Source organism: Gilvimarinus algae (assembly GCF_030518215.1).
Taxonomy (GTDB): domain Bacteria; phylum Pseudomonadota; class Gammaproteobacteria; order Pseudomonadales; family Cellvibrionaceae; genus Gilvimarinus; species Gilvimarinus algae.
In genome coordinates, this window is record NZ_JAULRT010000015.1 from 1 (window position 1) to 19,082 (window position 19,082).

Annotated in this window: 6 protein-coding genes; all 6 read right to left on the minus strand. The window is 56.7% G+C overall.

Going from position 1 to position 19,082, the window contains the following annotated elements; genetic code table 11:
• Positions 1 to 2,838: cadherin-like domain-containing protein (locus tag QWI16_RS00060; protein WP_302710676.1), on the minus strand; the 2,838-nt coding region annotated here is incomplete at its 3' end.
• A 268-nt stretch (positions 2,839 to 3,106) separates the two neighbouring features.
• Complete coding sequence (locus tag QWI16_RS00065; protein WP_302710677.1) at positions 3,107 to 12,934, minus strand: cadherin-like domain-containing protein; 9,828 nt, start codon at positions 12,932 to 12,934, stop codon at positions 3,107 to 3,109.
• 112 nt (positions 12,935 to 13,046) lie between these two features.
• Positions 13,047 to 13,640, minus strand: a complete 594-nt coding sequence (locus QWI16_RS00070) for a response regulator transcription factor (protein WP_302710678.1) — start codon at positions 13,638 to 13,640, stop codon at positions 13,047 to 13,049.
• Positions 13,640 to 15,058: an HlyD family type I secretion periplasmic adaptor subunit gene (locus QWI16_RS00075; protein WP_302710679.1), complete on the minus strand. Its 1,419-nt coding sequence runs from the start codon at positions 15,056 to 15,058 to the stop codon at positions 13,640 to 13,642. Before QWI16_RS00075 ends, QWI16_RS00070 begins: the two co-directional genes overlap by 1 nt.
• Positions 15,058 to 17,214 (minus strand): type I secretion system permease/ATPase, encoded by a 2,157-nt coding sequence (locus QWI16_RS00080; RefSeq protein WP_302710680.1) that lies wholly within the window; start codon positions 17,212 to 17,214, stop codon positions 15,058 to 15,060. Before QWI16_RS00080 ends, QWI16_RS00075 begins: the two co-directional genes overlap by 1 nt.
• A 67-nt stretch (positions 17,215 to 17,281) precedes the next feature.
• A complete protein-coding gene (locus tag QWI16_RS00085) occupies positions 17,282 to 19,042 on the minus strand; it encodes a TolC family outer membrane protein (protein ID WP_302710681.1) in 1,761 nt (586 codons plus the stop codon).
• Positions 19,043 to 19,082 lie beyond the last annotated feature (40 nt).

Here is a 19,082-nt window from a genome sequence, read left to right on the forward strand (position 1 = left end):
CACGTTGTTTTGCACGCCGATCGAGTCGGCATCGGCGCCGGAGATCACGCTCACCGTACCCGAGACGCTGGCATCGTCTTCGCCCAGGCTGTTGCTCTCAGGCTGTGCCACCGGAACCGTGTCGGTGATCTGGATATCCAGGCTCGCACCGTCTGTATTCGTGTCGCCTTGAACATCGGTCACGATCACAGAGAAGGATTCGATAATATCTCCCGCACTGTGATCTGTGCTCGTGCCGCTTGGATCGTAATCGTAAGTGATTACGCCACTCGCCGAATCGTAGTCGGTCACGGTCAGGGTGCCGTGCGCGCCCGTCACCGTCACGTTACTGCTGCTCGCGTTGTTCAACTGGGCCAGGGTGATGGTGCTACCACCGATGCTTACGCTTTGGAGGCCGTCCGGCGCGTCTACCGTGAAAGTCGCTCCTGTCACGGTGCTGTCTTCGACAACGCTGATATCGCTGCCGCCCGCCCCGCTGCCATCGTTCGGGATGTTCACTGTAGGCACATCATCAACGGGAGTTATTTCAATATCCAAAGTCGTGCTGCTGCCAGTGTTAGTGGTATAGGTCACCTGCGGCATATTGCCGTTCCAGTTTGTCTCTGGACTGAAGGCGTAAGTGCCGTCACTGTTCAGCTGTAAGCTACCGCCGGTCACACTTGCAACATCACCCGCGCTATAGATAGTGGGATCACCGGCTACAACGAAGCTCACCACACTCAGGGCGCTGTCGATGTCGCTGTCGTTGCTCAAAACATTGCCAGTCACATCGCCACCGTCTTCAACACCAACATTGGTGTCCGGGGTAAGATTGCTCGCATCGTCAACGGGGTTCACTGTGATCGAAACGACTGCCGTATCCGTTTGACCATCGGCGCTCGTCATCGTGTAAGTAAAACTGTCGTTGCCATTAAAATTTGCGTTGGGCGTATAGGTATAGGTACCGTCGCTGTTAAAGACCAAAGTGCCGTTGGACACATCTGTGGCGAGAGCAAAGCTTGCCGATCCATTGCCTTGGTCGTCGTTACTGGCGACCGTCGCACTCACGCTGCTGTCTTCATTGACACTAACGCTATCGTTAACAGCGTCAATCTCCTCTGGACCACCGGGCTGACCAACGCCGGGAATATCGGTGAAGCTGATAATGGCCGTGTCGATCAGCTCACCATCGGTGACGGTATAAGTAACATCCGGAACATCACCGGTATAGCCGTTGTTGGGGGTAAAGGTGTAGATGCCCTCTGTGGTGAGGGTAAAGGTGCCCACACCTGCGATGGTGGCGGTGTCGCCCGGACCGTAGACGGTGGTGTCACCATCGACAATAAATTGCTCCACGGTCAGCGTCGCGCTGTCGATATCAAAGTCGTTATCCAGCGCATTGCCCGTAATCGGGGTGTTGTAAATGGCCTGATTGGGATCATCGAGTGCCACCGGTGCGTCGTTCACCGGAGTGACAACGATATTGATAATGGCGGTATCGGTGGCGCCGCTGCTGTCGGTTACCGTAACGGTGAATTGGTCCGGGCCAAAATAATCCGGGTCTGGGGTATACACAAACGCGCCGGTTTCGGGCACAACACTGACACTGCCATTGGCCGGGCCTTGATCCAGCTCGTAGCTGAGCACGTCGCCTTCGGGAATGTCGACATCGCTCGCCTCTACCTGGCCGCTGATCGGGGTGTCTTCGGGCGTAGTGAGGGATTGGTCCTGCGCTTCAGGTGCGTCGTTAACGGCGGTAATGATCAGAGACACCACACTGGTGGTTGTACTCTCACCATCGGATACCACAACGGTAAAGCTGTCGGTGCCGTTGTAATTGTCATTGGGCGTATAGGTGAAGGCGCCGGTCAGTTCGTCGAACTCCAGTGCGCCATTCGCCGGGCCAGCCTGCAGGCTGTAAGTGAGTGTCTGGTTTTCCGGGTCGCTGGCGATCACCTGGCCGGTGATCGGCGTATCTTCACTGGTGGTGAGGGATTGATCCTGCGACTGAGGGGGCTGGTTGGCTCGTACGTCTTCATCGGTACTACCGTTACCGGTCGAGGAGGCAGGGCCATAGCTGAAGGACGGATCCTGGGTCGTTTCGCTGATACGCCCCAACTGGACGAAGCTGTGGCCGCCACCACCGCCAGCGTTACCTGCCGCCGGGGCTTCGCCGAGCATGTCGAGAAGATCACCATCGCCTTCGAGCAACAGAGCCTCGTTGGCGTCGAGCCCGGCCAGCACATCATCGACACGCTGCTCCTGCAAAAGCGCATCATTGGCATCCAGCGAAGCGAGAATAACATCGAACTCGCTGCGCCCCAGCAACTCATCGTTTTGCGCCAAGGATTGGAGAATGTCGGCAAAGCGCGAGTCCTGCAGCAGTGCGTCATTGGCATCCAGGGACGCGAGCAACTCGTCCACTCGCATCTGCAGCAAGAGGGCGTCGTTGGCATCCAGGGAGGCAAGGATGGCGGCAAAGGCATCACCTTCGAGCAGCTGGGCATTGGTATCCAGGGAGGCGAGGATGTCGTCAATCTGCTCTTCCATCAGCAGAGCGTCGTTTTCCTCCAGGCCCGCCAAAATCGCCTCGAACTGTTCTTCGAGCACGCTGGCCTCTTCCGCGGGCGTTGCGGTTTCGGGCCACAGGTCAGGGCTCATGGCCACCTGCTGTTCACCCACCAGGGTTACAGGCTGGTCATCGCCAAAATCGAGCTGAATTCGGGTCCCCGCCTCAGTAATCAACTGCTCATCGGCGGCGATGACGTCACCCACCCCAAGTTCGCGCATGCTGCCATCGGGGGCTTTCGCCCATGCTTTGCCTTGCAGAGAGAGAATAGTGGCCGACTGTGTGCTCATTGCTTTTGCTTCCCGTTTTGGCTGCCAGAAGTGTTAACTGAGTCTCTTGACAGAACTATTGCTTATTATCCGGGAGTCTAAGTTGAGTTTAGCGACAAGGCTATTGTACCTAAGGCCAATATAACCAAATTTACAGAATAATGCGCCATTCCGGCGTTTTAATTATAGAAAGGGAGGCAAGCGCCAAGCGGACCTGCGCGAACGGTGGATGACGGGCTAGGGGCCCTCCGCTCTGGTCGCGGAGGACACCTCTAGCTCCACAGATAGGTTAGTAGTCGATAGTCCCTGGTTGATAATCCATAAACCGGGCAAATTCACCATCGGTGGCAGCACCAAAGTGACTGGCACCGCCAGTAGGTCTGGCGCTCAAATCTAACGGTGCGCCAACGGCAGAAGGCCCGTCGCTATCGCCGCCCATCAATCGGCCCAGCCAATCTGCGCCGGAGTCCTCCAGCAGATCCGCTAAGCCCAGTCGACTGCTACTGACGGCCTCCTTGCCTCCCCCGAACCTGGCTTTGCCCCAGAGGCCGTATGCACCAAGCTCGGTCCCCGGGGAGTTGGCCAAGAGTTCAAACAACTGGGCCATCATGCCCGCTGCGGTAACCGTCACATCCACCCGGCCGAAATCGCTGGCCCCTGAAGGGTCGCTGACCTGATAGATAATCCGGTCTTCGCCGACGAAGTCGGGATCCGGCACATAGTTAAGGGTGCCGTCCGGGTTAATGGTCACACTGCCGGACTGAGCAGAAGCGAGGGTCACGCTGAGCGGATCGCCGTCGGCATCGGTGTCATTGGCCAGTACGTCGATGGTGTAACCGGCGCTGTCGTTGGGTACAGCGGCAACCGTATCATCGACGGCCACCGGAGCGTCATTCACCGGATTGACAGTAATCTCAACACTACCCGTCTGCACACTGTTGGTCTCGCCCTGCCCGTCATCGACTGTATAGGCGAATACCTCGGTGGCTATGGCAGCCAGATCGTCGGGGGCGTTATAGAGCAGTCCAGTCAGTTGAGCCTGGGTTAGGGTATCGCTGAGCCCGACCACACTGCCATCAGCCAAGGTCACCTCGCCCACGCCGGGCAGACCGGTAACCGTAATGATGAGACTGTCGCCATCGGCGTCGCTTGGCGCTGCCAAGCCCAAGGGCGTCGCCGTGGACTCCTCATCCACCGTCAAGGTGTTGGAATCCGCCACTGGCGCATCATTTATATTGTTGACATTAATGTTCACCGTGGCGGTGTCAGTACCACCCTCGCCGTCATCGACCAACACCTGCAAGGCGTAGCTGCCTACCTCTGCATCGCCGAGGGTCTGTGCCAGGCTAAGAGCGCCTGTGGCGCTGTCGAGCACGAACAACCCGGCGCTGTTACCGGAGACAATACTGTAGGTCAAGGCATCGTTGTCGGGGTCACTGGCGGTTACCGTGCCTACCCCCAGCCCTAGAGTGTCGTCTTCGTTGACATCAAAACTGTAAGTGTCGTCGTCATTGCCGGAGGTTTCGCCAATAAAGTCGGGCGCCGGGTTGTTTACCGTCCAGGTAAATGTGCGGCTGACAGTCACCCCTTGTGAGTCGGTCGCCGTTACCTCGACGGTGTAGGGCGAACCTGCGGCGGCGTCACTGTCTAGGGTGCCGCTGATCACTCCAGTGGCGGCATCAATACTCAGGCTCGCTGGCAAACCCGTGGCACTGTAGACAAAGACGTTGTCTTCATCCACATCGCTGAAGTTGCCGCTGACGTCCAGGCTGATCACACCACCTTCGTTCGAACTCTGATTGCCAATGACCGTCGAGGTGGGCGTATCGTTCACCCCCGTCACCTCGATAGTGACCGTCACCGGATCACTGATGCCGTCGTTGTTGTCCTGTACAATGTACTGGAAGGTAACCGTTGCCGAGTCGCCGGCATCCAGCCCCTGAAAGCTGTCGCCCGGGTCGTAGCTGTAGCTGCCGTCCGTATTGACCGACAAGGCGCCCGGCCCCGAGAAGCTGCCACCGACCAGTCGATAGGCTGTGACATTGCCATCCACATCAACGGCTGCCGGCACCACCTCGTTTAACGTCGAGTCCTCATCCAGGGTGACGGTAATATCATCACTGGTGGGCACATCGTTGATGCCGGTGATATTCACAGTGACCGTGGTAGTGCTGCCATCCGAGACATTGACGGTAATGGTGTCGGTGCCGGTTTCCCCCCCGGCGAGGGTCTGAGCGCTCTCATCGAGCGAATAACTCCAGTTACCGTTGGCGTCTATGGTTAAACTGCCATAGGTTCCTGCTACCGTCGCCGGAGTGAAAGTCAACACAGTGTCATCATCGGGATCGCTTGCCGACAAGGTGCCGCTGGCAGCGGGGTTGGCATCGTCTTCGGTAATGGTGACGGTGTCGGCAGTGATGACCGGGGCATCGTCGACCCCGGTGATAGTGATGATCACAGTTTGTTGCGCGCTGACCCCACTGTCGTTGTCCACGGCCGAAAAGCTGAACTGCACCGCGGTGCTTTCGCCATCGGGCAGGTAATCATAAAAACCCCGCGGGTCAAAGCTATAGGTGCCATCGGCATAAAAAATCAGCTCGCCCGGCGCTGGCGTCCCGTCGCTTACATAAGTGAGATCGCCATTTTGAATATACCCGGCAATACGTGCACGGCTGTCGACGTCCGTTGCCTCTGGCAGAGTGCCATCCAGAAGGTTATCTTCATCCACAGTGGCAGTGATGTTGGGATCGCCGCTGTCGATAACCGGGACGTCATTGGCACCGGTAACCGTCACGGTCACCGTTGTCGAGTCACCATTGGAGGCATTGATGGCAAACACATCCGTCACCTGATCGCCGACATTTAAGGCATCCGTGTCTGAGTCATTATTGTCGAGGGTATAACTCCAGTTGCCGTTTGCATCCAGGTTAAACGTACCATAGGTACCGGCCACATCAGTTTGCGGGGTAAATGTCACCGAGCCGCCACCGACATCGTCGTCATCCACGTCGGTATACACGAGGATGCCGCTCGCTGAATTACTGCCGGCATCATCCTCAATCACACTGCCTGAATCCGGAAAAAGCGCTGGCGGGTCATCCTCACCAGTCACCGTAATGCAGCCGGCACCAACATTACTGACCGCGCCGTTATTATCGATGGCGCGAAAGGTAAAAGACACCTGCTGCTCATCGCCGGCATCCAGGTGATCAAAGGCCGTGCCCGGGTCAAAAGTAAAGTCACCGTTGCTATCAATGGTCAGGCTACCGCCTTGGAGTCCCGATGCATCGGCCACTTCATAGGTAACAACCGTGCCATCAATATCGCTGCCCGTCAGGCTTCCTGTGACCACCGAATTTTCACCCGTAGTGACTAGACCGCAAGCCAGGTTTTCAACCACAGGCTCATCGTTAGTACCAACAATGGTGATATCCACCGAACCTGTGCCCCCGGTGGGAATATTCACGGTGACTTGATCGCCGGGTGCCAAAGATTCAGCCGCATCCGGATCGAGTTCATAGGTCCAGGTGCCGTCTGGGTTAACGATCAACTCACCGTAACCACTGCCGTCGGGATAAGTGCCGGCCGAAGAGGTGCCATTATCGATAGGACCACCGCTGACAGTAACCACATCCGGGGCGTCACCCTCGACCACAACACCAGAGTTGGCATTATCTGTGCCACCATCGCTGGTACCGGTAATGGTGATAGTCACTGTGCCGACGTCGGACAGAGCGCCGTAGCTGTCAAACCCCTGATAGGTAAAACTCAGTGCGGCAGACTCGCCGTCCTCGAGGTCGTTGAACGCGAACACCGGATCAAAATCAAAACTGCCTGCTGTATTAAACACGAGAGTTCCCGCAGGAAACTGACTACTGTCAACCAAGTAGTAGCCCCCCAGGGTGTCGTCGGCATCAATGTCTGTAATTGCCGACAGAGGTTCGCCGGTTAATGTATCATTTTCGCCAACCGTCAGAGCAATGGTTGGGGTGACCAGTGTCGGGGCATCGTTGGTGCCGGTAATGTCAATAGAAACCGAGGTGATAGAGCCATCGCTGAGGACAATACCAGCAATGGTGTCTATTTGTGAATCGCCCTGATCGAGTGGATCGACGTCATTGGTTCGCAGTGTGTAGCTCCAACTACCATCGGCATTGACGGTTAAATCCCCGTAGATGCCCGAATAGGAATCAGCTACAAATTCAAGATCGGGGTTATCCACATCGTTGGCAGCAATAGCCCCCGTAGTCGTCGGCTGAGTGTCTTCAACCACACTGCCAGAACCCGTACCAATGACCGGCGCGTTATCCACACCCGTCACCCGAATGGTGACGGTACCTGACTCGGACACAGCGCCATTGTTGTCGGCCGCCGCGTAAGTAAAAATCACATCGCGGAATTCGCCGGCAGCGAGATTATTAAATTCCCCGTTGGTTTCAAACCTGAAATCACCATTGGGCTGGAAGGTCAAGATGCCCTCGGCCACATTACTCCGGAGTCCGTAAGCGAAGATGGTCCCGTCAATATCACTGCCGCTGACCGCTTGCAAATTTAAGTCTTGGTCCTCCGGCACAGTGAACAAAAAGTCGTCCACTATTGGCCGATCGTTAATCCCCTGGATATTAATCGTCACCGTGGTGGTGATATTGTCGTCGTTGGTGGTTGCCGAATCGCCACCATCAGTCAGGTTGACGGTATAGGCCTGACTGAATGTCTGACCTATACTCAAGGCATCCACAGTCGCGTTCTGGTTTAAGGTGTAACTCCAGCTGCCGTCGGCGGCTACCGTCAATGTGCCATAGGCATCACTGTAGGTGTCAGCAACAAAAGCCATGTCCGGATTGTCAATGTCAAAGACACTGAGCTGGCCACTGGTATTGAGCGTGGTATCCTCGCGCACCGTGCCCGAGCCACTACTCACTTGCGTTGGATCATCAACCCCAACAATGGTGACGGTGATTTGGCCAAAATCACTGACAGCGCCCAGATCATCCAGTGCGCGGTAACTGAAAACAAGATCGGTTGTTTCGCCGGCGGCCAAGTAGTCATAAGATCCAACCGGGTTAACGCTGTAGGTGCCGTCGGCATTAAATGAAAAAATCCCCGCTGGCAGTGCCGGGCTGCCAGCGGTAGTGTAACTCTCTACTGTGCCATCATCATCAATGGCTATAGGAACAACGCCGTTGTAGAGGGTGTCCTCGTCGGAGTTAACCGCATCATCCAGAACTTCGGGTTCGTCGTTAGTGCCGCCAATGACTATGGTGACTGTGTGGCTATCGCTCACCCCCTCACCATCGGTAGCCGTGACCAGATATTCAAGAACTAGGTTATCGTTTGCTGAAAGATAATCAAAAATATCATCGGCGTTTGAATCAAACTCCCAGTTAATTTTACCCGCGGTGGTGCCCGCTGCAATCACCGCCGTGGCGTCCACACTCAGCATAGCCAGAAAGGTAGCGTTGGCGATGCCGTTGTCATTGCCACTGATAACAGACACTGAGGTGACGCTGGGAGTGACCTCGTCGGTAACATCGACATCCGCCACGCTGAGTTGTCCATTGGTACTAATGACCGCATCAGTCTCAACCAAGGTGGCACTGTCACGATCGCCACCGCCAACACTGATGGTCGGTATGTCATTAACACCCTGCAGGGTGACGGTGATCTGGTGCTCTGTGCCGTCCACGGAAAACACGGTAAACACGTCTTCCCGGGTTTGCCCCTCGGCCAGATACTGCAAATCGGCGTTATCGACGCTGTAAGTCCACTCGCCATTGGCGGCGATTGCGAGAGCGCCGAGGTTACTGCCCACCGAAACGGGCGTGCGAGTGTTATCAATGGCCGACTCACCATTGTCAATATCGGTCACCGTTAAGGTGCCCGTCGCTTCGTAGGTGCCTGAATCTTCCGTAACACTGCCCGTATCAACACCGCCAAAGGTCGGCGCATCATTTACCCCCAGCACTTCGATGGTAATGGTTGCGGGGGCGCTAAACACCGGATTGCTATCGATGTCGGGCTCGGAATCTTGCAGGCGATAGGTAAAGCTAACGCTGGCCGTCTCCCCTGCCGCCAGGAATTCAAAATCGCCATTGGTATCGAAGGAGTAAGATCCATCGGTATTGAACACCAACACACCGCCGGTAATACCGGCATCACTCACCAATTCATAGCCCGTCGGGTCGATGGGGCTATCAACGTCAAACGGGGTGGGCACTCTCGCCTCAAGTGAGTCATCCTCGTTCACCTGTCCGGTATCCGGGTAGACATTGGGCGGATCGTTCACATTCAGCAAAGTCACGACAACGCTGCCGAGGTCGATTCCGCCTTCGCCATCATCAGCCTGAATCACGAGCTCGCGCACGCCCAGATCCGGATCGTCAAGGGCGCGGGTAATGCTCATCTCGCCGGTAACCGCATCCATGGCAAATAGGCCGTCATCGTTGCCTGCCACTATGCTGTAGCTAAGATCATCACCATCGGGATCACTGGCATTGATAATGGCCGTTCCGGTAATTAAACCCTCATAGACTTCATACTCATAGGTATCATCATCGATACCCGTGGTTTCATCGATAAAGTCGGGCGCCGGATTGGTGACGGTCCAGGTAAAGGACACGCTGGTCGTCGCGCCCTGGGAGTCCGTTGCCGTCACCTCGACCGTGTAGGGGCTTGTCACAGAGGCGCTATTATCTAAGGTGCCGGTAATTTCACCAGCGGCACTTATGCTCAAGCCCGCGGGCAAACCGACAGCGCTATAGGTTAAGCTGTCCCCGACATCTATGTCTGCAAACGCGCCGCTGACATCCACTGTGGCAATAGTTTCAAGGTCTTCGCTGGTTTGATCAGGTAAGCCCGCACCACTGGGTACAGGAGCATCATTGCTACCGTTGATCGTAATAACGACGTCCTGGGTGTCGTTGCCGCCATTCCCGTCATCGACACTGACGGTGTAAGTCAACTCCAGAGAATCGCCAAAGCCCAGGTAATTAAAGTACTCAGTGCCGGAATCAAACTGCCATTGGATACTGCCACTGGTATCACCATTGGCGATTACAGCAGTCGCATCCACACTCAGCATCGCGAACAAAATACCGTTATCGATGCCGTTGTCATTGCCGGAGGTGACGCTCACAGAATCCACCGCAGGGGTAACCGAATCCCGAACATCGACATCAGCAACACTCAAGGTGCCGCTGGCCGTTAGTGTTGTATCGGTTTCGCTGACGCTCGCCAATTCAGCATCGCCCGCCTGCACACTGATGAGCGGAGCATCATTGGTACCGGTCAAGGTAATAACAATCGGATGCGTGGCGCCATCAATGGTGGTGACCTGAAATACTTCGAGCCGGGTTTGACCCACGGCCAGATACTGGGTCAAGGCATTGTCAACCGTGTACTCCCAATTACCGTCTGACTGAATGCTAAACGTACCCAACACATTTCCGAGCGGGAGGGGCGCCACCGCCGTATCGATTTCCGCCTCACCATAGTCTGGATCAAAACCGGTAAGCTGAGCGGCATCGGTCAAGAGGTCACCGGCCTGAACGTCGACATCTTCGGTAACCGCACCACGGTCACCGCCGGTAAACACAGGCTCGTCGTTGGTGCCTGTGATGGTAACAGTCACCTCATGGGTATCGGTTCCACCGGCTGAGTCGGTGACCACCACCGTATAGGTGAGTGTATAATCAACACCATCGGGCAAAACGGAAAAGGTCTCGTCAGTACTATCGAATGTCCAATGAAGGATGCCTGTGGTACCGCCGCTCACAATCACAGCGCCGGCATCTACACTCAGCATGGCGAGCAAGGTCGCCTGATCAAAAGCGCCATCGATACTGGCGGATACGTCTGTAACCTGAGGCGTAACACTGTCGCGAATATCAATATCGGCAACTGACAAAGTGCCGCCGCCGGTTAACCCCGCATCGGCTTCCGTCAGGCTCAAGGTATCCGAATCCCCTGCCTCAAGAGTAATCTCGGGCACGTCATTGACACCGCGAATCACAACCGTTATCGCGTGTTGGGTTCCATCAACAGTGGTGACCAGAAATTGCTCGGTGCGAAGCTGATTTTGTGCAAGGTACTGGACGTCTGCATTGGCCAGGGTATAGGTCCAGGCGCCCGAGGCGTTAATAACCAAGCCCCCCAAAACACTGCCTTGTGGTATAGGCGCCACACTGTCGTCTATGGCCGTCTCGTTACCGTCCGGGTCATAGCCGGTCAACTGCCCGGTATACATCAGGTCGGGATCATCGGCATCTTCTGTCACCAGCCCGCGGTCACCGCCGGTAAAGACCGGAGCATCATTGGTGCCGGTAATGGTAATGGTCACTGGGTGCTCAGCGGTGGCGCCGAACGAATCGGTGACCCCAACGGTGTACTCGAGCGTCAGTCTGTCGCCCTCTGGCAAATAGTCGAAGGACTGATTGGCGCTGTCAAAAGCCCAACTCACCTGACCTTCGGTGTCTGCGCTGGCGATCACATCTGCGCTGTCCACGCTGAGCATAGCCAACAGGGCCGCGTTGCTTAACCCGCCTGAGTTGCCTGACACACGCAGATCCACCACCGCTGCACTCACCGTATCGCGCACATCTACATCGCCGGAAGTCAGGGTACCGGTGGCGTCGAGAGGCTCGTTGGTTTCAGTCAGAGACGCACTGTCGGAATCGCCGGTGTCGAGGTACAGTTCGGGCGCATCGTTAACACCGGTAACCGTCACAGTCACCGTCGCTGGCGTGCCATCCACACTGGCAAGTGTAAACAACTCCTCGCGTACCTCGCCCTCCGCCAGATACTGCGCCTCGGCGTTGGCCAGTTGGTATTGCCACAGCCCACTGCTATCGAGCGTCAGGCTGCCGAGCACTTCGCCGACCGGCGCTACTGATGCCGGATCAAAAGCGCCCTCCCCGGCGTCCGGATCTGATATAAGAAGCTGCCCTTGATCCAATAGGTCCGGCTCGCTGTCATCCTCCGTCACCGCGCCGAGGTCGTCTCCGGTTATCACGGCCGGATCCTCCTCTGGGGTCACCGCAATGTAGACGACAGCTTCGACCGTGCCGCCATTCCCATCGTCAACCAAAACAGTGAACTGGTCTTCACCGACATAGTCGGGGCCGGGCGTATAGGTAAACCCGCCGGTTGAAGCATCAAACGCCACCGAACCGAAATCCGGGGCGTCCACGACCGTATAGTTCAGGGTGTCGCCATCTATGTCGCTAGCCAGAACCTCGCCCGGTATTGGTGTATCTTCCGGTGTCACTAAATAAAGGTCTTGTGCCTGGGGCGGATCGTTGACCGGCAAGACATCAATATAGGTAGTCTGGGTTGCCGAGCGCCGCCCATCACTGACCGTCACCTCAAACTGATCCGGCCCGTGATAGTCCGCGTTTGGCACGTACTCGAAAGCACCGGTCTGGGAGTCTAGAATGACACTACCGTTTTGCGGTTGGACAATCACCTCATAGACCAAGGGATCGCCGTCCGGGTCAAATCCGGGAATGTCACTGTCGAGGGTTGTGTCCTCGTCAATGGTAAAGAACAGATCCTCGGTTTGCGGCGGCCGATTGGGTACTGGAGGCGTCGGCCCCGGGCCGGGATCTGGATCTGGATCTGGATCTGGATCGGGGCCTGGACCAGGATCCGGCTCTTCGCCAAACCGTCTCGCCGCGTCTTCTCCGAGACTTTCAGAGTCCAACAACTGGAATAAACCCAAGGACCTTGCGCCCTCAAGTTCCTCACCTACGCGCTTGAGGACCACTACGTAATGCCAACCCTGAGAAACGGGCTGGTCGTCTTCCGGGGGAGTCTGCTGCCCGGGGGGCTGGCTCTGTGGATTCTGGGAGTCGGGATCAATCGTAAAAGGGGTCGGCCCATCAGGGTCGGGGGCCTCAGGCGGTGCCCAGTCAATCACGATGGTACCCGGACCGACGAACTCACGGATTTGCTGACCGGCGAAGTCAAGGGTGATACGGGCGTCTTTCGCCAGTATGAATCGCCCCTCGGCGGGTACAACATCGGATTCGCTCAATCGCAATACCTGGCCATCGGATGTCCGATACCAGCCAACGCCTTGCAACGCCTTGACGCTGACGCCCTCTCCATCCCCTGGCATAGGCCACCCCTGCATGACAGTGACTACCGCACGGTCGCTCTGACGCGCTGGACCATGAGCAAGATTCAGACTACATCATTGAATAGTAATCGCAATTGGCAGGGCTGGCGAGTCAGGCTTGCGATTGTGTCGCCGGATGCAACAAAACAGCCAGCTGGGTGCGATCGCGCACACCCAATTTTTCAAAGCACGCGCTCAAATGCGCCTTAACAGTGCGCTCGGTGATACCGAGTAAACGGGCGACTTCCTTATTGCTGTTGCCAGCGGCAACCGCTTCGGCAACGGATCTCTCCCGCGCGCTTAAGGCATCCACGTCCACCGCTGTGCTGACGCTGGAGGGGCGGGTGAGAAGTTCACGCATCAGCTCCCTACCCAGCCACAGCCCATCGTACTCGATGGCATTACGCACCTGGCGCAATTGCTCGGGGGCGCTGAGCGCGTGCAGATAACCGACGGCGCCGAGCGCTATCATACGCCGCGCCTCTTCAGCGGACTCATTGAGGGTCAACACAACGACCTTGGCGCCGGCATTACTCACTTGCACTAGATGCTCATGCCAGGCATCGTCCAGCACAAGCCACACCAGCGTCTCGCGATTCACCTCAACTTCGCCCGGCGCGGCATCTACACACACGCGCGCCTCGGGAAAGGCCGCCAGCCAGCGCTCAGAGTTTATCTTGGCAGTTGTCAAAAATAAGGAGTGCATCAGCGTTCGGTCAAAGCGTTTTGTTTGGCACGAAGAATGGGCTTGAGCAAATACGCCAAAACCGTTTTCTTCCCGGTAATAATGTCTACCTGGGTCGTCATGCCAGGAATAATCGGCAGCGCCTGATCAAACCCAGACTCCTTTGTGCGCACCCTCACAAGATAGTAAGTCTGATCGTCTTCATCGGTAATGGTATCGGCACTGATGTGTTCAAGCTCACCGTCTAACCCGCCATAAACCGTAAAGTCATACGCGGTAAATTTCACCATGGCCTTCTGTCCCGGCCGCAAGAACGCAATGTCCTTGGGCGGAATTTTTGCCTCTATCAACAACTGATCATCGAGCGGGATCATCTCGATCACTTCACTGCCCGGTTGTACCACACCGCCTTCGGTGTTGATAAAAAGTCGCTGTACAGTGCCGCGCACAGGCGCGCGTATGTCCGCGTATTTCACCCGATCAGCAAGCCCCAGACTCGACTCTGAAAGACCGGACAACTTTGCCAGTGTTTCTGACAGTTCGCTGCGCCACTCATTTTTTGCAGCCAGCTCCACTTCTTGCAGTTTATCCTGAGCTTCGGCAATCGATGCGACAATTCGCTCACGTTGCGCGCGGGCCTGTTTCATCTCGCCCTCAGCGTTGGACAAATCGCGCTCAAGACGCAGAATTTCCACTTCGGATATCGCTCCACTGCCAAGCAGTGGCCGGGTCACTTTCAGCTCTTGCGAAGACAACTCAAACGCCCGGGTCGCCTGCACCAGACGCGCTTCAATTTCGTTCAACTCTTCACGTCGCTGGGTCAGCTGCGAGCGGGCCTGTGACAGCTGCTGCTCAAGCTCTTGCAGATTGGACTGGTAAAGCGTCTTTTCGTTGGCCGCCAGTAATGGCTCCTCTGCAACAACGGTTTCGGGAATCGCCAGAGGCTCGCCCCCCACCAGTGCTTCCAGCCGCGCAGCGCGCGCGCGCAAGGATAAAAACTGCACACGGTTCTCACGAAACGAGGAAATAAACCGAGTGGGGTCAATGCGCATCAACAACTCGCCTTTGTCCACTACCTGCCCCTCTCTGACAAGTATCTCCTGCACCACACCGCCGTCAAAAGACTGAACAATCTGTGTCTGACTGGAGGGGATCACCTTACCCTGCCCACGGGCGACTTCGTCAATTTTCGCGAAAGCCGCCCAGATAAACAGCACAATCACAATCAGCAACATGCCGTAGAGCAGCCCCCGTGCACGCAGAGGCGCTTGCTGGATACGCGCCCAGTCGGCGTCATCCACCCAGTCTTTCGCGTGCTCGCTGCTTGGCGACATCCAGCGCGCCCACATTTTATCCACTACCCGCCCCAGCGGCTGGCCCATGCGGTCGATGGCCCGACCCGTGGCCTGAAAACGCTTTTGCTCAGAGGTCGCGTCCACTAGCTGGCCCTCCCGATACGGCCCTGCTTAAGCGCTTCGACAACTTTGTCTTTCGCACCATCGGCAACCACTTTACCGGCATCGAGGACGATAATCCGATCCACCAAGGCCAACAGAGAGGTGCGGTGAGTCACCACCAACATGGTCTTGCCCTCGGCATAGGTGGCGATTTTACGCTTTAACGCCTCTTCACTGGTGTGATCCATAGCACCAGTGGGCTCATCGAGCAGCAACACCGAGGGGTTGGCAATCAGGGCGCGCGCTACAGCGACACTTTGGCGCTGACCACCGGAGAGCAAACTGCCGCGCTCACCCACCGGCATGGCGAGCCCCTGGGGATGAGCATTAATAAATTCCGTGAGGCCACACAGTTCAATAACCTTCATCAGCCGGGCATCGCTGACCGCGGGGTCGGCCATGGTGATGTTATCGCGCAAGCTGCCGAGAAACAGGTTAACGTCTTGCGGCACATACCCAATATGATGACGCAATTGCGCCGGATCGAGCTGGCTGATGTCAATATTGTCGATCAGCACGCTGCCCGAGCTAGGCGCATAGAGCCCAGCCACCATTTTCTCGATGGTGGTTTTCCCCGAGCCGTTGCGCCCGAGTATGGCCACTTTTTCACCGGGTTCAATCACAAAGGACACATCCCGCAGGACATCCCGGTCGCCTTCCGCGTAGTGAAAAGACACATGGTTAAATTCGATACGCCCGGCGATATGAGGCACGCTGATCCACTCGGCATCCGTGGGTCGCTCGACGGGTTTATTCATCACCATGTCGACACTGTCGAGCGCCGTTACCGCCTGGTGATACTGCATCATCAAGGCAGCACTCTGGCCCACCGGCGCCATGATACGTGAGGACAACATATAGGCCGCAATCAGGCCGCCCTGGGTCAGGCCGCCCTCGGTAATCAGGTAGACACCGACGATAATGATCGATACCGCCACCAACTGCTGTATCCACAGTGCCCCGGAGGTTACCGAGCCTGAGAGCAGCCGGGTTTTGGTGGTGGTCCGTGATAAGTAGACCGTGGCTTTTTCCCACAGCCCTTGCATTTTACCCTCGGCGCCTAGGGTCTTGAGGGACTCCAGACCGCTTAGGCTCTCCACCAGAACGGCGTTGCGGTAGGCGCTGGCCTCCATACTCGAGAGCGACAGCTCATGCATTTTTGCCTGTACGGCGGCGGCGTAGAGCAGACACAACAAAACACCGATGACAATGGGAATGACCAGCCACCAGGAGGTCAACAAACCAATCACCACAGTGAAGAGCAGCACAAAGGGTAAATCGACAAACGCGATAATCGTGCTCGAGCCAATAAAGCTTCTCACGGACTCGAAGGCCTGCAAGCCAGCGGCAAAGGAGCCCACGGACGCGGGCTTTTCGGTCATCTTCATGCCGAGCACGCGCGCCATGATGTTCGCCGAAAGGGTGATATCGATGCGACTCGCCGCAAGATCCACAAACCAGGCCCTGACCATTTTTAGTACGAGATCGGCGCACAATACGATTGTCACACCGGCGGCCAGTACCCAGAGGGTTTCGAGCGCAAAGTTGGGGACCACCCGGTCGTAGACGTTCATGACAAACAGCGGCATGGCCAAAGCAAAGCCGTTGATCAGTAGAGCGGCAAACAGCACGTCCCGATACAAGCCGCGGTGCGCCTTGATGACTTCCCAAAACCAGTGCCCCTTGGGCGACTTGTGAATATCCGCATTGCGGCCCGAGAATTTCAGCTTTGGGCGACTGTAGATAACCCGCCCGGTGTAGGCATCGGCCAATTGCTGCAGACCGACCTCAACGGGTGTTTCGCTCAATTCAGGGTAAATGACCCGTGCTTTAGAACTGCTTTTATCGAGCTCGAGCAAGACGCAGGCCTGATTGTCTTCAAGCAGCAAGACCGCAGGCAGCAAGGCTAGATTAATCTGTTCCAAAGGCCGAACGGCCTGTTGGGTGACAAAGCCCACGCGCTCGGCCGCGCGGGAAAACAAGGAAGGGGTTAATTGTTCATGCTGTAAAGGTAAGCCTGCCTGCAAAGCAGACGCCGATGTACTGATACCATGGGCCTTGGTCAATGCAAGCAGGCAGGCCATCAAAGGGCCGCCCCGCAACGAAGCTTTGGCAGCTTCGTTAGGCGTGTCAATCATACAGCGGACTTCCTCACTGGCCTTTCTTACCTACTATCGTTTGTCGTCCCGCCGATAGCAGGTTTGTCTAATCACCCAAATAATGCACGGTGATTTCTATCAGATCTGTTGCCGTGCGCACCTCGGCCGCCTCATCCGCTGAAGCTGATTTAACCTTGGCAGACTCCACGCCATTTATGACCAAGTAATCGCGTACCGCTTTGGCCCGAGCTGACGCCAGGTTTTGATTCACCATCGAGCTGCCGGCGGCAAGACTCGGAGTGACTGTGGCGTCAGCCACGCGGCCCTCGCCCGCAAAGCCGGCCAGAAAAGCGTCCAACCGCGCCTTGCCATCGGCATTCAACACACTGCTGTTGCCGGCAAACAAATCACCCATTTCAATGCTGATGATATCCGTGATTAGGTTCGCCGTATAGGCCGGCCCCGGCGCCAATGCCGGACAAGCCGCCGACGGCTCCACACTGATGCGCGCCAAGTCATCATTGAGCTCACTGGCCAGCGGCATTTTTTCGCCGACAATGCCCAGTACGTTCAGCAAATCGCCGGTGGACTCAAAGACGCGGGCGTAGGCAATGTTTAAATCGTGCTCGCCATTGACCAGGGCGCGGCTCGATTGAAAATACTCGTTTTCCGCGTCCAACAAATCCAGCAACGAGCGCTGTCCAATCTGGAATTGCTCATTGTAGGCGAGGCGCACGCGGTTACTGGCATCGCGGTGCGCTTTAAGGGACACCAGTTGCTCTGCCAGTTGCTGGGTGTTGTTGTAGGCGATTTGGGTGTTTTGACGCAGATTGGTACACGCCTGATCACGCTGATCAATCGCGGTATCCACTTCGGCCAGCGAGCGCTTTACTGCGGCTCGGTCGCTGCCACCATTAAACAGGTTGTAGGTGAGCGCCAATTCCACGGCGCCTTCCTGGCCAAAATCATCGGGATCGTAGCGGTCATCAAACACTCCCAGGTTCTGCTCGGTGCCGTAGCGGGCACGCAGCTCAAGGCGTGGGTAGTAATTGGCACGTTCAGTGCGCACAGCCGCCTGTGCGGCGGCGATGTTTTTGATGGCGGCGTGAAAACCGGGGTTACCCTGATAAGCAGCGAACAGTGCGGCCTTGACCGACTCCGGCAAAGCCTGATCGGTCAGATCATCGGGCACCAGCACTTCGGCCGGCAACTCACCGACGACACGCAAGTATTTAGCCGTCACATCGTGCAGATTGGAGGCCTCGGTAATCAAGTTGGACTCGGCGAGCGCAACTCGCGCCTGTACCTGATCCAGGTCGGCACGGCGGCCAACCCCCTGATCGACGCGCTCCTGGATTTGCACCTGCACGTCCAGATGCTCCTGATAGTTTACCCGGGCCAAATCCAGTAGCGTGCGGTAGCGCACCAGATTTTCCGCCGTTTCAAAGGACTCAAGCGCAATACCGTTGACGGTTTCCAGAAACTCCAGATAACGAACCTGGCGAGCCCTGTCCAGGCGGGAAACTTCGCCAATGGTACGAAAACCGTCGAACAGCAGCTGAGTGACAGAGATTTCCGCGCGGTTGGTAGTGTAGCTGCCCCGGTCATCGTAATCGCGGGTCATCTCTCCAGTGCCTGCGCTCAGGTCAACAGACGGAAAATAGTCGCCCCTCGCGGTGCCTACCTCATGCCCGGCAGCATCGAAGGTGTGCAGCGCAGCGCGCACATCGGGGTTGGTTTCAAGCGCTTTGGTCACCGCATCGCGGCTGGTCTCGGTCTCAGCCTGAACACCGCTTGCGCCCAGCAGGCATAGGGCGGCGAGCACGTTGACTGCGGCGTGTCGTGAAAACGGAAAGGCATGTGGCATCTATGGTCCCTCAACCAAAGGCGTCAAAGTCGATGCGACG

What these genes read in the sequence shown, in the direction of transcription:
- QWI16_RS00065 (WP_302710677.1), bottom strand. Translation starts at nt 12,934, where the DNA reads ATGCCAGGGGATGGAGAGGGCGTCAGCGTCAAGGCGTTGCAAGGCGTT.
- QWI16_RS00070 (WP_302710678.1), bottom strand. Translation starts at nt 13,640, where the DNA reads ATGCACTCCTTATTTTTGACAACTGCCAAGATAAACTCTGAGCGCTGG.
- QWI16_RS00080 (WP_302710680.1), bottom strand. Translation starts at nt 17,214, where the DNA reads ATGATTGACACGCCTAACGAAGCTGCCAAAGCTTCGTTGCGGGGCGGC.
- QWI16_RS00085 (WP_302710681.1), bottom strand. Translation starts at nt 19,042, where the DNA reads ATGCCACATGCCTTTCCGTTTTCACGACACGCCGCAGTCAACGTGCTC.